The organism is Bradyrhizobium sp. (assembly GCF_035652035.1).
GTDB lineage: Bacteria > Pseudomonadota > Alphaproteobacteria > Rhizobiales > Xanthobacteraceae > Bradyrhizobium.
In genome coordinates, this window is the sequence record NZ_DASREO010000014.1 from 32,444 (window position 1) to 46,346 (window position 13,903).

Annotated in this window: 19 protein-coding genes; 10 read left to right on the forward strand and 9 right to left on the reverse strand. The window is 62.1% G+C overall.

Annotated features, from left to right (window positions below; genetic code table 11):
• Nucleotides 1-514: 514 nt before the first annotated feature.
• The gene (locus VFB05_RS04460; protein ID WP_325009233.1) at nucleotides 515-1,177 is read right to left on the reverse strand and encodes a TetR/AcrR family transcriptional regulator; all 663 of its coding nucleotides are present in this window, start codon (nucleotides 1,175-1,177) and stop codon (nucleotides 515-517) included.
• Between the two features lie 107 nt (nucleotides 1,178-1,284).
• On the opposite strand from VFB05_RS04460, the gene VFB05_RS04465 reads away from it, so the two are divergent.
• Genes VFB05_RS04465 through VFB05_RS04475 form a run of 3 tightly spaced genes read left to right on the forward strand, consistent with a single transcriptional unit; the run spans nucleotide 1,285 to nucleotide 2,683 of the window.
• Complete coding sequence (locus VFB05_RS04465; RefSeq protein WP_325009235.1) at nucleotides 1,285-1,614, forward strand: YciI family protein; 330 nt, start codon at nucleotides 1,285-1,287, stop codon at nucleotides 1,612-1,614.
• Between the two features lie 52 nt (nucleotides 1,615-1,666).
• The gene (locus VFB05_RS04470; RefSeq protein ID WP_325009237.1) at nucleotides 1,667-2,347 is read left to right on the forward strand and encodes a glutathione S-transferase family protein; all 681 of its coding nucleotides are present in this window, start codon (nucleotides 1,667-1,669) and stop codon (nucleotides 2,345-2,347) included.
• Between the two features lie 30 nt (nucleotides 2,348-2,377).
• Nucleotides 2,378-2,683, forward strand: coding sequence for a YciI family protein (locus VFB05_RS04475; RefSeq protein ID WP_325009239.1), 306 nt, complete (start codon nucleotides 2,378-2,380; stop codon nucleotides 2,681-2,683).
• Between the two features lie 63 nt (nucleotides 2,684-2,746).
• Here the strand turns inward: VFB05_RS04475 and VFB05_RS04480 are convergent, their stop codons facing one another.
• On the reverse strand, nucleotides 2,747-2,911 hold the full coding sequence (locus VFB05_RS04480; RefSeq protein WP_325009241.1) for a YdeI/OmpD-associated family protein: 165 nt from the start codon (nucleotides 2,909-2,911) through the stop codon (nucleotides 2,747-2,749).
• Between the two features lie 77 nt (nucleotides 2,912-2,988).
• Between VFB05_RS04480 and VFB05_RS04485 the strand changes: the two genes are divergently transcribed.
• On the forward strand, nucleotides 2,989-3,987 hold the full coding sequence (locus VFB05_RS04485) for an alpha/beta hydrolase (protein ID WP_325009243.1): 999 nt from the start codon (nucleotides 2,989-2,991) through the stop codon (nucleotides 3,985-3,987).
• A 35-nt stretch (nucleotides 3,988-4,022) separates the two neighbouring features.
• On the opposite strand, the gene VFB05_RS04490 is transcribed toward VFB05_RS04485, so the two are convergent.
• The gene (locus VFB05_RS04490; RefSeq protein ID WP_325009245.1) at nucleotides 4,023-5,222 is read right to left on the reverse strand and encodes an adenylate/guanylate cyclase domain-containing protein; all 1,200 of its coding nucleotides are present in this window, start codon (nucleotides 5,220-5,222) and stop codon (nucleotides 4,023-4,025) included.
• A 241-nt stretch (nucleotides 5,223-5,463) separates the two neighbouring features.
• A complete protein-coding gene (locus VFB05_RS04495) occupies nucleotides 5,464-5,739 on the reverse strand; it encodes a hypothetical protein (RefSeq protein WP_325009247.1) in 276 nt (91 codons plus the stop codon).
• 463 nt (nucleotides 5,740-6,202) lie between these two features.
• Between VFB05_RS04495 and VFB05_RS04500 the strand changes: the two genes are divergently transcribed.
• A complete protein-coding gene (locus VFB05_RS04500) occupies nucleotides 6,203-6,646 on the forward strand; it encodes an SRPBCC family protein (protein ID WP_325009250.1) in 444 nt (147 codons plus the stop codon).
• Here the strand turns inward: VFB05_RS04500 and VFB05_RS04505 are convergent.
• Together VFB05_RS04505 and VFB05_RS04510 are read right to left on the reverse strand one after the other, a co-directional pair.
• Complete coding sequence (locus tag VFB05_RS04505; RefSeq protein WP_325009252.1) at nucleotides 6,636-7,019, reverse strand: DUF488 domain-containing protein; 384 nt, start codon at nucleotides 7,017-7,019, stop codon at nucleotides 6,636-6,638. The genes VFB05_RS04500 and VFB05_RS04505 overlap by 11 nt on opposite strands.
• A 2-nt stretch (nucleotides 7,020-7,021) precedes the next feature.
• Nucleotides 7,022-8,626, reverse strand: a complete 1,605-nt coding sequence (locus VFB05_RS04510) for an L-lactate permease (protein ID WP_325009254.1) — start codon at nucleotides 8,624-8,626, stop codon at nucleotides 7,022-7,024.
• Nucleotides 8,627-8,810: 184 nt separating this feature from the next.
• Here VFB05_RS04510 and VFB05_RS04515 point away from each other — a divergent pair, with 184 nt between their 5' ends.
• Entirely contained in the window at nucleotides 8,811-9,245 is a 435-nt protein-coding gene (locus tag VFB05_RS04515) for an SgcJ/EcaC family oxidoreductase (RefSeq protein WP_325009256.1), read from the forward strand.
• Between the two features lie 19 nt (nucleotides 9,246-9,264).
• On the opposite strand, the gene VFB05_RS04520 is transcribed toward VFB05_RS04515, so the two are convergent.
• On the reverse strand, nucleotides 9,265-9,669 hold the full coding sequence (locus VFB05_RS04520) for a GFA family protein (RefSeq protein WP_325009258.1): 405 nt from the start codon (nucleotides 9,667-9,669) through the stop codon (nucleotides 9,265-9,267).
• 78 nt (nucleotides 9,670-9,747) lie between these two features.
• A complete protein-coding gene (locus tag VFB05_RS04525; RefSeq protein WP_325009260.1) occupies nucleotides 9,748-10,230 on the reverse strand; it encodes a RidA family protein in 483 nt (160 codons plus the stop codon).
• A gap of 117 nt (nucleotides 10,231-10,347) precedes the next feature.
• Here VFB05_RS04525 and VFB05_RS04530 point away from each other — a divergent pair, with 117 nt between their 5' ends.
• Nucleotides 10,348-11,043, forward strand: a complete 696-nt coding sequence (locus tag VFB05_RS04530) for a helix-turn-helix domain-containing protein (RefSeq protein ID WP_325009262.1) — start codon at nucleotides 10,348-10,350, stop codon at nucleotides 11,041-11,043.
• A gap of 115 nt (nucleotides 11,044-11,158) precedes the next feature.
• Nucleotides 11,159-11,347, forward strand: a complete 189-nt coding sequence (locus VFB05_RS04535) for a hypothetical protein (protein ID WP_325009264.1) — start codon at nucleotides 11,159-11,161, stop codon at nucleotides 11,345-11,347.
• Nucleotides 11,348-11,422: 75 nt separating this feature from the next.
• Here VFB05_RS04535 and VFB05_RS04540 read toward each other — a convergent pair whose 3' ends face one another.
• Nucleotides 11,423-12,955: a Do family serine endopeptidase gene (locus tag VFB05_RS04540; protein WP_325009266.1), complete on the reverse strand. Its 1,533-nt coding sequence runs from the start codon at nucleotides 12,953-12,955 to the stop codon at nucleotides 11,423-11,425.
• 192 nt (nucleotides 12,956-13,147) lie between these two features.
• On the opposite strand from VFB05_RS04540, the gene VFB05_RS04545 reads away from it, so the two are divergent.
• Together VFB05_RS04545 and VFB05_RS04550 are read left to right on the forward strand one after the other, a co-directional pair.
• Entirely contained in the window at nucleotides 13,148-13,471 is a 324-nt protein-coding gene (locus tag VFB05_RS04545) for a metalloregulator ArsR/SmtB family transcription factor (RefSeq protein ID WP_325009435.1), read from the forward strand.
• Nucleotides 13,468-13,899, forward strand: coding sequence for an SRPBCC domain-containing protein (locus VFB05_RS04550; protein ID WP_325009268.1), 432 nt, complete (start codon nucleotides 13,468-13,470; stop codon nucleotides 13,897-13,899). Before VFB05_RS04545 ends, VFB05_RS04550 begins: the two co-directional genes overlap by 4 nt.
• Nucleotides 13,900-13,903: the final 4 nt, after the last annotated feature.

Sequence of the window (13,903 nt, forward strand, 5' to 3'; positions counted from 1 at the left end):
GCGCTCGACGAACGCGCGAGGAAGCGGACGGCGAAGTCGTGTGGGCCTGATATCCCGACGCTGATATCGTCGTGACGATCCCTGCGGATCGCACGAGGAGACAACAAAGCCCGGTCTCCGGGGCGAGCACGAAGGAAACCGTTAAAACCACTCGCGCAGGGAAGGCCGGATCGTTTCCGGTGAACCTGTGGTGACTAACTCGTATGCTTTCTATCTTTGCATACGAGGCTGCGGGTGCATCGAGCGCCCGGCTTTCCCTGCGCCCTCTCATTTCGGAGGGACAATGTCAATGCATCACTCGGGCGCGTTTGTGCCGCGGGAAGGAAAACGTGCGTCTGCGATAGTTTTTGTCATTCCGGGGCGCGCGTAGGCGCGAACCCGGAATCTATCGAGCCGCAGGAATACCGGGAGGAATGGATTCCGGGCCTGGTCCTTCGGACCATCCCGGAATGACGAAAGTGGCTGTTTGAAATGTGAATGATGAACTCTAACCGCGCAATCGCGGGCAGGGCGCTCAGAGTCGGCGCGCGGGTGCGGCGCGCCTCGGCTTCGACGCTCTCGCTTTGGCAGACGCAAATTGCGCGTCGACCAGCATGTCGGCTGCCCAAACGATCTGATATCCCGGACTGTCCGCACCTGCGCCGAAGGTCTGGCTTAGTCCGTAAGCGCCCTCCAGAAGGAGCAGCAAGCCGTCCGCCAGCTTCGCCGGTTCCGGCGACCGCAACGCCTCAGCCACGTTGAGGAAACGCTTGCGCAACCCCGCCATCGTCGCCTTCGCGATGCGGTGGCCCGGATGTGCCGGATCGGGAAATTCGGCGCAGAAATTGATGAAGGGGCAGCCGCGATATCCCTCTTCCGTCGAGCGCTCGGCGACGTAAGTCATGATCGCGCGAAGCTGCGCCCGCGGATTGTCGCTGTAACGGTCGAACGCCGCGTCCCAATCACGCAGGAATGTGTCGCTGCGCTCCTGAAGGTAGGCGACGATCAGATCGTCCTTGGAGGCAAAATTGCGGTAGAGGCTGATCTTGGCGACGCCGGCTTCGCGCACGATCTCTTCGACACCGACGGTGTTGATGCCCTTGCGATAAAACAGATCGGTGGCGACCGCGAAGATCTTGTCGCGCGCCAGTTTCCCCGCCGGGCGGTTGTCCGCAGTCTCGATCGCACCTTGCCGCATCGCGCTTTGCTCTCCTGAATTTTCGCTTGACATGTAACCGACCGGTTCGTACTTGTCCAGTGTTACGAACCGGTCGGTAACATTCGGGATCATGGGGAAACAAGACAATGAAACATTTCGTGGTCGAGGCGACGTATTCCGCGCCGATCGAACGGGTGCGGGAGGCGACCGCGCGTCACCGTGAGTGGCTCGACAGGGGATACGAGGCGGGGCTGTTCCTGTGCTCGGGGCCGAAGACGAACCCGCCGGTCGGCGGCTATCTCGTCGCGCGCGCGGAGACGATCGAGGTGCTGCAAACGATGTTCGCCGAAGAACCCTTCAACAAGGAGGGCCTCGCGACGTTCACGTTCACCGAATTCAATCCGGTGAAGCGCCAAGGCTGGACCGAGGAATGGTTCGGGGACGCGCCTGCGCTCGCGCCCTTGAAAGCCGGCTGAGGAAGCCGCGCTGTTCGACGACCAAAAGACGACAAACCCGAAGAGAGTGCCGATGATCAAGTTCTATTACCACCACACGCCAAATCCGCGAAAGATCGCCTTGTTTCTCGAAGAAGCGGGGCTGCCATATGAGGTCGTGCCCGTCGACGTGCTCAAGGGCGACCAGCACAAAAGCGAATTCCGCGCGATCAATCCGAACGGCAAGGTCCCGGCGATCGTCGACGATGGCGACGTGGTGTTCGACTCCAGTGCGATCCTGCTTCATCTCGCGGAAAAGACGGGAAAGCTGCTCGGCGCGCCGAAGAATCGTCCGGCGCTGCTGTCGTGGCTGATGTTCGTCGCGAGCGGGCTCGGCCCGTTTTCGGGCCAGGCGTCGCATTTCACGCGAATTCATACCGAAAGTGCGTATGCGACCAACCGCTACAGGCGCGAGCTTGAACGCCATTACGACGTGCTGGACGCGCGGCTTGGCCAGACGCCGTTCGTTGCCGGCGACGCGTACACGATCGCAGATATTGCGGCGTGGGGCTGGATCGATCGCGCCAGCTCCGTTTTCGGCGACGATGGGCCGCTCGACCGCTGGCCCAATATCAAGCGCTGGTTCGCGGAGGTCGACGGCCGGCCGGCCGTGGTTCGCGCCCGCGCAGTCGGTCACGATGCGGGTCTGAAGACGGCGTTCGATGAGGAAACCATGCGAGCGCTGTTCCCGCAGAATTATCCGGCGGTCGCCTGATCGACGCGGTCAAACGCAGGAGGAAGCGTGATGCAATATTTTCTGCTGGAAGGCGAACATCTGGCTCCGTTCGACACATTTCGTCACCTGGAGCCTGCGCATCACGCGTTTCTCAAGAAGGGCTACGAGGACGGGTTCTTCCTGTTCTCGGGCCCGCAAATCCCGCCGCACGGCGGATTCCTCGTGGCGCGGGCGCCGTCCCGTGAGGCGCTCGACGCTTTGCTCGCCGAAGAGCCGTTCGTGAAAGCGAGCAAGATGCGGTTCAGCCGGATCACGGAATTTCATCCCGCGCAGTTTCAGCCCGCCTTGCAGGATTGGTTCGGACACGGTCGATAGCAACGACGATCTGCCGGTTTGACATTGTATGAGACGCCGCGGCGCATCCCCGGGCTTCCCGGTCTACCGCCGCTCCAGAAATCCTCGCCCCTCGAAGATCGCCGGCATCGCCTTCTCGATCCGGGCAACCCTCGTCGCAGACTGCTTCGCGTCGGTGAAGTGATAGAGATATCCGCGTTCAGTCGTAAGCCGTTCGGCCGATCCATTATTGCATCCAGCAAAATTCAAACTTGCGAAAGACAGGCATACACGCGGCTGATGCTAACCCCCAGATGCGCGGTCCCAACCATCAAAAGGATATTCGCATGTCACCTCGCACCTTCCGCACTCTTGCGCTCACCACGGGACTGCTTGCCGTCGCCGCGCTGAACGCCTCCGGCCTGGCCTTTTTGGGCCTGGTCTCATCACCGGCGGCTGCTCAAAGCCAGTCGGCGGCCATCAACGAAACGCACTATCGCACCGCAGCGATCGATGGGGTGGAGCTCGCCTATCGCGAAGCGGGCCCCAAGGACGCCCCGGCGGTGCTCCTGCTGCACGGCTTTCCCACCTCTTCGCGCATGTTCCGCAATCTGATTCCCGCGCTCGCCGACCGCTACCACGTGATCGCGCCGGATTATCCCGGCTTTGGCCGCAGCGCTGCGCCCGACCGCAAGACCTTCCACTACGGCTTTGCGGCTTACGCCAAGCTGGTCGACGGCCTCACGAGCAAGCTCGGTATTGAGCGTTACGCTCTCTATGTGCAGGATTATGGCGCTCCGGTCGGCTTCCGGCTCGCGCTCGCCCATCCCGAGCGCGTGAGCGCGCTCGTGATCCAGAACGGCAACGCCTACGAGGCGGGGCTGAGCCCGTTCTGGAATCCGATCCGTGCCTATTGGGCTGATCCTTCGGACGGCAAACGCAACGCGCTGCGCGTTGGCCTGACGGTGGAAGCGACCCGCTCGCAGTACGTCGATGGAGTCGCGGACGCGAGCCGGATCGATCCAGAGAACTGGCTGGTCGACCAGGCCTTGCTCGATCGTCCCGGCATCGACGCGATCATGCTCGACCTGTTTTACGACTACCGGACCAACGCGGCGCTGTATCCGCAGTTTCAGGCTTTCTTCCGCACGCGCCAGCCGCCGACCCTGATCGTGTGGGGCAAGAACGACGTCATATTTCCGGAAGCCGGCGCGCGAGCCTATCTCAGCGATCTGCCGCGCGCCGAACTGCACCTTCTGGACAGCGGACATTTCGCTCTGGAAGACAAGGGGGCGGAGATCGCCGGCCTGATGCGCGATTTCCTCGATCGGTCATTGCCTCGTTAAGGAGTTGGGCCGGTTCGCCACCGGCCCAATCGCTTTCACCCGTGATACGCAAACAGCTCAACCGGCTCGCTAAAGCCGCGCACCGGAAATTCGCCGACGCGCTCAAGCTCGAATTCGGCTTTGACGAGATCGGCAAAGGCGTGGGACAGCAGAACGTTCTTGCCCACTTGCTTGGTGAGCGTCTCCAGCCGCGAGGCCATGTTGACCGCGGGACCGATCACGGTGAAGTCGAGGCGGGCGCTCGATCCGATATTGCCATACATGACATCGCCGACATGGACGCCGATACCGAAATTGAGCGGCGCGCGGCCAGCCTCGGTATTCTTCTCGTTCAGGGCGCTCATCGCCTGGCGCGCCTCGGCCACGGCGCGCAGCAGATCAGCGCAGGCGCTGGGCTCGCTGAGCGGAAAGATCGCGAGCAAACCGTCACCCATGAATTTCAGGATTTCGCCGCCGTGCCGCGCGATCGGCTCCGACATGGCGTCGAAATAGCCGTTGAGCAGATCGATCACATCGTCGCGCGGCCAGTTGTCCGAGATATGCGTGAAGTCGCGGAGGTCACAGATCATGATGGCGGCGCGCACTGTCGTGCCCGTGCCGCGCCGCGTCGCGCCCGCCAGAATGAGTTCGCCGGCATGCGAGCCGACATAGGTCTCGAGCAGCGTGCGAGCCAGGCGATTCTTGACCCGGATCTCGCTGACCAGCGCCAGGATCGGCAACATTTTCCGCAAGGACGCGATATGCGCCTCGTCGAAACCAGCAGCGCGGTCGGTCGCAAAGGTCACCATGTGGCGCTTGCCGAGCGTGTGGTACAGCGGCCAGGCGATATACTCGGTCAGGCCCATCGCCCGCATCTCGTCATAGATCGCGTGCTTGCGGCGACGTGCGGGATCGCCGGCGAGATTTTCGCGTACTTCGGTGGCGCCCTCGAAGATTTCGGAAGCGGGACTGCCGATGAATTCGGATCGCCCGCGGACATCGTGGTCCACGCGCGTAATCTCGGCGTTGCGCATGCCGTCGGCCCACATGATCTTGGCGCCCAGCCATTGCGGATGCTGGATCAGCACATGGAGCGTCGCGCGCTTGAGCGGAATGCCGGCGCGCTGCAACCGCAGGCACATCTCGGCGAAGATGTTGTCGATGAAGCGCTCCTCGCGCACGTCGTTGGTCAGCCAGTGCAGGACATCTTCGTCGGAATAAGCGGTGGCGGGATCGATTTTGGGCGGCGCGTTCATAACTTGCTCCCCGGCATGGCCAAACAGCGTATGTCGGGTCTCGGTCCGCTGGCGTCAATGGACCCCAGTGATCTGGCCGGGCCGCGTTCCCCGGACACGGAAGTGTTGGCGAAACGCAACGGGCGAGACGCTGCACCGTATCAGGGGCTCCGCGCTTCGACCCGTTGTTTCACCGAGCCGCTTGGTCCTCCGTAGTGAGGCCGACCGAGGCGCCCAGACTCTGGGGCGCGAAACGCGCTCGTTATCGGCCTTCCTGGTTCAAGGTTATCGCAGCGGCCTTCAATTCTGCTGCGGCTTCCCGAAGCAATTCCTTGGCGCGCTCGCCGTGACCGCCCAATTGACCCTGGTTGGCGACCTGTGCGCGAACAGTCAGATTGTAGGCTTCAGCAATTGCTGCCTGCGCGCCGGCGAGGTTGCCGTGACGTGCAGGACTGATGTCTTGCTCCGGCATTTGCGCATACGCGGCGCTCATGCCGACACAACACAATGCAAGCATGATCGATCGTATCATTCTCATTTATTCACCCTTATGAACGCGATGTCGGCCTCTCGGGCGGACCGGCGCGAGCTATCACGGTCGAACTTTCCCGATCAAGCTGCGAGCTCACCGATCAGCAGGTTGTGATCGTGCCATTCATCAATATGAACGTGTGTCGACCAAATTGCAGAATTCATGTCGTCAACATGGTGCGGCTTTGCGTGAGCTCTCACCGTTGTTGCGCGAAAGCCGTTGGATAGCATCTCTCAATGCGCAGGACACGGCTCGCGACGAGCTGCGCTCACGCGGGGGTCCCTGCGTTCGCAGGGACGACAGGAAGTTCCTGTTTGATGCCGTATGATGAAGTGAGGGCCGCGTGGTCTATGACGGGGCGAGGGGACAGCCTTACGGCTGTTTCAAAAAAAATCGGGTCTCGGTGTCGGGTTGGCGACGTGCCGCTCGTCCTCGGAGTGCCAATTCGCAATTCATATGGGAGACGACGATGCCTAACACTGTCCGCTTACACCGCGTTCTTGCGACCGCCCCGGAGAAAGTCTATCGCGCATTCCTCGAAGCAGACGCGCTCGCGAAATGGATGCCGCCGAACGGATTTACCTGCACCGTTCACCATCTGGAACCGAAAGTCGGCGGTTCGTTCAGGATGTCCTTTCGTAACTTCACGACGGGCAACGGCCATTCGTTCGGCGGTGAGTTTCTTGAGCTCATCCCGGGTGAGCGCGTGATCTACACGGACAGGTTTGACGATCCGAACCTGCCCGGCGAGATCAGGGTGACCGTGACGTTGAAAAAGGTCCTTGTCGGCACCGAGGTCGATATCGTGCAGGCGGGCCTGCCGGACGCCATTCCGCCCGAAGCCTGCTATCTGGGCTGGCAGGAGTCGCTGCGAAACCTGGCGCGGCTGGTTGAGCCCGAGATCAATCAATAGCCCGCGCGCCTCTCGCCAGAACCTCGCGCAGCACCACCGCGTCGTTGTGCTCATCGTCGCGGGCGCCGAACAGGAGCGTGACCGTGCGCTCCTTGTTCAGCTTTCGCATATCAGCGAGCAGGTCCTTGTGCTGCCGCAGTTCGTCTTTGTAGCGGCGTTTGAACTCGACCCAGCGGTCGGGATCGTGACCGAACCATTTGCGCAACTCCGGGCTTGGCGCGACGTCCTTTATCCAGTGGTCGACGGCGGCTTTCTTCTTGGTCAGGCCCCGCGGCCAAAGGCGATCCACCAGCACGCGCACGCCGTCGTCGGCCGCGGCCGGCTCGTAGACGCGCTTCAGCCGAAGGCGTTTTGCGGGTGCTGGCTTCTTCATCTCTAGAGCTGTCCGACGCTGGGGAAGAACAGGTAGTACACAACAGCGATGATGATCAACCAGGCGCCCATCACCAGCGTCCAGCCGAAATTGTGCCTGATCACCTCGCCCTCGGAGCGCACGAAGCGCGAGGTCGACACGCCGACGCTCGCGGTCTGCGGCGCCACCGGCTTGCCGATCTCGGCGCCGACGGAATTGACCGCCGGCAGCAAGAGTGGGGGGAAGCCGAGCACCTGGCCGACCAGTGCCTGGAATTTGCCGAACATCGCATTGGTCGAGGTGTTGCTGCCCGACAGAGCCACGCCGATGAAGCCCAAGATTGGCGCCACGACGATGAAGGCCGGTCCGATCTTCGAGAATCCTTCGGCGAGCGAGCCGGCCATGCCGGAGAAATTGAAGACATAAGCGAGGCCGAAGATGAAGATGCCGACGAGGCAAGCGCCCCACATCTGCGACCATGTCTTGGTCCAGGCCTCGCTGAGCTGGCTGCCGTTCACGCGCAGCAGCAGCGCCGAGATGATCCATGACACGAGAATGGCTGTGCCCGCCACGAAGGGCGTCCAGTTGAAGGCCGCGGTGATGGTGGCGCCGGGCGTGATGGACGACGACGTTTCCACGGAGAGCTTCAGCCCGCTGATTTTCGGCAGGTCGGACCACGGGCCGGTCCAGGCGATGACGACCACGACTAGCACGAGGATGGGCATCCATCCCTGCCAGATTTCCTTGCCCGCGAGACCGTGGCCCTCGACGGCAGCCGCGCCCGAGACCGGCACCCCGCCATAGCCGAGAACCTCCGCCGGCTGCCAGAATCTGATCAGGATCAGGACGCAGATGAAGCACACGATCGAGCCGATGACGTCGGGCAGATATGGCCCGAGAAAAAGTCCGACCGGCAGTTGGCCGGCGATGTAACCGAGCGAGCCCACGACGGCGAGCGGCCAGGCGCTCCACATGCCCTTTCGCCCCGACACCAGATAGAGCAGCACCCAGGGCGGCAGCAACGCGAGGACCGCGACAATCTTGCTGATCGTGCCGGACAGCGCCAGCAACGGATAGCCGGTCACGGCCGCAAGCGTAATGATCGGTGCGCCGAGCGCGCCGTAGGACACCGGCGCATTATTGGCGATGGCTGCGACCCGGATGGCATCGAGATCGGGAATGCCGAGCGCGATCAGAATGGGCGCGACGAAGGCCCAAGGATAACCGAAACCAACCAGGCCCTCGAGCAGGGCGCCGAATGCCCAAGCGAACAAAATGGTCTGGACGCGGACATCCGCGGTGCCGTGGGCGAGGAGCCAGCGGCGCAGCTTGTCGAACGCGCCGGTGATTACCATCGTGTTGAACAGCATCACGCCCCAGAACGTGATCCAGTCGACATACCAGATCCCGGTCAGCGAACCGTAGGCATACGCCTTCAAGCCGAGGTCGAGCGGCATTTTCCAGACCCACAGACCGAGCGCCAAAGTAATTAACGAGCCGATCAGCGTGGCGAGCCATGCCGACCACCTCAACACCACAAGCATGAAAAGCAGGACAGCGACGGGAATCAGCGCTACCAGCCACGTTATGAACAGGTTCCCGGTTGGATTGAGAATTTCGGTGAACATGTGGCGTCTCCCTTTTTGGAAGAGTACGGGCTGCCCACGCTGCAGCGCACACCACCACCTGCCGGCGCGGTTGCGTCGCTCCACTTCGGCCATCATATGCCTGTCAATGAGCTTGACCATTACACAGATTACTTAGACGGATCGCTTTGGTTGAATGGCCGTCGGGAAGGATCTGAGTGAGCCAATGCTGGAGTCGAACCAGACGAGCGAGGCCGAGCAACAAATTCGCGCGCTGCTTGCACGCATGTTCGACGCATGGGCGAGGGGAGATGGCGAGGCCTATGCCAGCTGCTTCACCGAGGACTGCGACTACATAACGTTCAACGGCATTCACTTGCGGGGCCGCGCGGAGAATGCCGGTCTGCACGGCGCGCTGTTTCGAACCGTATTGCGCGGGACGCGAATATCGGCAGACGTCGAAAGCATCGTTTTTCTGTCGCCCGATGTCGCGCTGATGCACACGGCGGCCGACGGACGAAAGAAATCCTATCAGACCTATGTCGTTGTAAAGACCCGCGACGCCTGGCTGATCCGCTCGTTCCAGAATACCAAGGTGCAGCCGCTCAGTGTCTCGTTGACGCGGCTGACGGCAAAGCGTCGTCCGAATGGAAGCAAATGATGACGTGGCTCCGGCGCCATCAGAGATGGCGCTTTTCTGCGGGCTCGTGCCACCAGTCGTTATCTTTGCCGTTGCAATACCTGACCGGCGCATTCGCGAGTTCGGCTGGGCCGACGTCGTCCAGTGCCGATAGCCTGACGGAGACATAGTCGCCGCCGATTTCCTTGAGATGACCATGGCCAAAGGCCCGCACACCGCAGGTTCGGCAGAAGGGATGATGGGCGCTGTTGGTGCCGAACTGGTAGTCGGAAAGGGCTTCCTCGCCGGAAAGCAGGCGGAAGGCGTCCGGCTTGATCGCGATCGCCCAGTTGCGCGTTTTCGAGCAGATCGAGCAGTTGCACTTGCCGGCGCCGGCCGAAAGATCAAGATCGGCTTCGAAGCGGACAGCGCCGCAATGGCAACTGCCGGAATAGGTCTTTAGCATCGTGTGTCTCCTTCCTGGTCAACGAGGGACCATAGCGGAGGGCTGCTGCCACCCTGCTGTCAGCATAATGGCAGGCTGTCACGCCAATTCCAATTCGGCCTCGATCTCGACGGGAACGTTGAAGGGCAGGGCGCCGACGCCGATCGCCACGCGTGCGTGGTCGCCGATCTCGGGTCCGAACACCTCCCTGATCAGGGACGACGCGCCGTTCACCAGCGCGGGGAACGCGGTGAAGCCCGGCGCGGGCGCGACCATGCCGTAGAGGCGCAGCCATGCCGCGATCCGATCGAGATCGCCGAGTTTTTCTTTCAGGCTGGCGAGAATGCCGATCAGCGCAACGCGCGCGGCCGCGTAGCCCTGCTCAGGCGAGACTTCGGCGCCGACGCGGCCGAATGGACCAGCAACGGAACCGTCGGCGTTGATCGGCACATGTCCGGAAACCAGCACGCGCTTGCCGCGGACCCGCACAAGGCTTGCCGGAATCGTCAGACCCGGCGGCAGCGTCCAAGGTTTTGGCAGCGTGATGCCGAGTTCAGTCAGGCGGCGATCGATGTTCGACATTGCGGTCTCCTGAAAAACGATGTGGCCTCGCTTTGATGGAGCAAAGCTTAAACGTTTGCTCGGGGCTGACGTTTCAGATAAGGATGAAATATGCGTGGTGAGCCCAATGTCGCGACGGTGGCAGCGCTGATCGGCGATCCCGCGCGCGCGGCCATTCTGGCTGCTCTCGCAGATGGTCGTGCTTTGCCGGCGAGCGAGTTGGCGGCTTCCGCGGGCCTTTCGCCGTCGGCGGCCAGCGCGCATTTGACCAAACTGCTCGACGGCAGCCTGCTCTCGCTCGAGCGCGAGGGCCGCCATCGCTATTACCGGCTTGCCGGACCGCAGGTCGCGGCCGCGCTGGAAAGCCTGTCGCTGATCGTGGCGCAACCGTCCCGCAATGCGATCACGCGCTCGCCACAGGCGAAGGCGTTGCGTTATGCGCGGTCCTGCTACGACCACCTGGCGGGCGAACTGGGTGTGGGGATTGCGGTCGCCCTGGAAGAGCGCGGGCTGATCGCTTCCGCTTCGCAGGGCAAGCGCGTCAATGTCACCCGCGCCGGGGCGGCGTGGTTTGATGCGGTTTTCGATATTGATGTACGTGAACTGAAGCCCGGGCGGCATGGATTAGCATGTCGGTGTCTGGATTGGACGGAACGCCGCCATCACCTCGCCGGGCCGCTTGGCACGCGCTTGTTCCAGCGCTGCTGCGATCTTGGATGGTTGTCGCGAAGCCGCCAGTCGCGTGCGGTGCAGCTCACCCGCAAGGGCGAGCGCAAACTGCGCGACCATCTCGGGATCTGCGCGCGAGTGCCCGCGAGTGAACGCGCGCGATAAATCTTTTTCGCAAATTGTGTGCAGCGTGGCGCGCGAGCTTGCTTCAGCGCAATCCGAATCGCGAGAAATTCGGTAGGATGTTTTCACTCACAATCATCTTCCGGAGGAGACGACCATGCGCAAGACTGTGCCGCTTGCCGTTGCTGCGATCCTGTCGCTGGGAGCACTGCTGCCCAGCGCTGCTCAAGCCGGCTGCTATCGATTGGGTGAAACCGGTTATCACTGGTACCGCTTTTGCCTGGGGCCTTCCTTCATCTACCCGCATCATCGGGTATGCCGGCATGGCCATTGCTGGTATCGCTGATAACAGCTGATTCATAAGACGCCCGCCGCAGCGCCTGGAGAAACGTCGCGGCGGGCTCTCTCCCTCACTTCGCCCCTAGCCGATCGGCATGGCGATGAAGTGGGTGTTGTCGGAAGTCTTCACGCGCATCAGCACGTCGTGCTTGCCGTCTTGTTTGGCTTGCGAGAGCGCCTGGCGAAGCTCGTCGCGGCTGGAAACGCTCTTGCCGCCGACATCGAGAATGACGTCGCCGGACTGCAGGCCGTGCTCGGCGGCCGGGCCGTCGGGATCGATGGCGGTAATCACCACGCCCTTGCTGCCGGCACCCGCAACCTCATCAGCTGGCGCGACTGACACGCCGAGATGCGGTACGCCGCGCGCCGATCCGTTTTCGGAATCGTCAGCCTTGGCCTGCTTCTTGAGCTGATCGGGCATTTTCGCGAGCGTCACCGTGATCGTCTTCGCCTCACCCTTGCGTGTGATGTCGAGTTTGGCGGAACTGTCGGGAGCCAACCCGGAGATCTCGCGCGCGAGCGCGCGTGAATCCTTGATGGCCGTTCCGTTGACCGCCGTGATCACGTCGCCGGGCTGGATTCCGGCTTTGGCGGCTGGTGTATCGGGCTGCGCTTCGTCGACCAGCGCGCCTTCCGCTTTCTTCATGCCGAGGCTTTCGGCAATGCCTGCGGTGACGGGCTGAACCTGGACGCCGAGCCAGGCACGAGTCACGACGCCCTTATCCTTGAGCTGGGCGACGATCATCTTCACCGTCGAGGCCGGAATGTCGAAACCGATGCCGACCGACCCGCCCGACGGCGAATAGATCGCTGTGTTGACGCCGATCACCTTGCCGTTGGTATCGAAGGTCGGACCGCCAGAGTTGCCCTTGTTGATGGGCGCGTCGATCTGGATGTAATCGTCATAAGGGCTTGAGCTGATCGCGCGCCCCTGGGCCGAGACGATGCCGGCCGTGACCGTGCCGCCGAGGCCGTAGGGATTGCCGACCGCGACCACCCAGTCGCCGACGCGCGGCGTTGCCGTCTCGAAGTCGACATAGGCGAAGTCCTGCTTGCCATCGACCTTGATCAGGGCGAGATCCGTCTTCTGATCGGTGCCGATCACCTTGGCGGTGTAGATCTTGCCGTCGTCGGTCGTGACCTGGACCGACTTTGCATGGTCGACCACGTGGTTATTGGTGACGGCATAGCCGTCAGCGGAAATGAAGAACCCGGAGCCGACACCGGTGACCATCTGATGGCGCTGCATGTGGCCTTGCGGGCCGTTCTCGCCAAATTGCCGGAAGAATTTCTCAAAGGGCGAGCCCGGGGCGAATGGGGAAGGTTCCTGATCGTTCGTTCCACCTTGATCCGAATCAGCGCTCTGATCGACCCGAACGCGTACCGAAATCACGGCGGGTTTCACCTTCGCGACGAGATCGGCAAAGCCGGTCTGTCCGGGCGCATTTGTTGTTACCGCTGCAGGCGTCGCGGCAAAGGCTTGTCCGGCGAGCCGTCCGTATCCGAGCGGTCCGCCAACGGCGAGGGCCGAGCCGAGCACCGCTGCGGAACAAAGCAGCGTGAGGCGCCGCGCCGACCAGATCTGGCGGCGGGGCCGTTGATTGGTGTCTGTCATGATTGCATCTCCAAGATTGTTAAGCCGTCTGGCTTGATGATGGAGATAGCGGGCGCGCATTACCGTGCCCTGTCGCGCATATTAATTTTTCCTGTTCGGGGAATTAATTCGCCGTAACGCCGCGTATCCACTTGACTGATCCATAACTCAGCGGTTATACGTAAATCAATAACCAATGAGTTATTGATCGAAATGCCGAACGTCCATGATGTGCTGTTCCGAACGCTGGCCGATCCGACGCGTCGAGCCATTTTCGAGCGATTGTGCCGGGAAGGCGAGCAGACGGTCGCGGCCCTCACGGCGCGTTCCGGCGTTTCGCAACCGGCCGTCTCGAAACATCTCGGGGTGCTGAAGCGGGCAAAGCTCGTGCGTGATCGCCATGAAGGCCGCCAGACGCATTACAGCGCCCAGCTGAATGCTTTGGCCCCGTTGATCGACTGGACGAGCCAAATGACCGGCTTCTGGCAGAACCGGTTCGATCAACTCGAAAGCCTGCTGAAAAGGATGGACCAATGAACCAACCCGCGGTCGAAACACGCTCCGTCGTCGTTGAACGGGATTTTGCGTTTCCGCCAGAAAGACTCTGGCGCGCGCTCACCCAACCCCACCTGATCGAGGAGTGGCTGATGAAGAACGACTTCAAGCTCGACGTCGGCCACCAATTCAAGCTTCGCGGCGATTGGGGCGGCGTGCTGGATTGCGAGGTGCTTGCGATCGAGCCCAACAAGACGCTGTCCTATCGCTGGGACCATGCGCATGCGGATCCCGCGTACAGCTTGAAAAGCGTGGTGACGTTCACACTCACGGCGACCAGCACCGGCACGCATATTCGCATGGAGCAGACGGGTTTTCGCAGCGATCAGCCGCAAGCTTTCGGCGGCGCCAAGTTCGGCTGGCAGAAGTTCCTCGAGAACCTCGATCAGCTACTGGCACGGCAAGCGTGAGGTT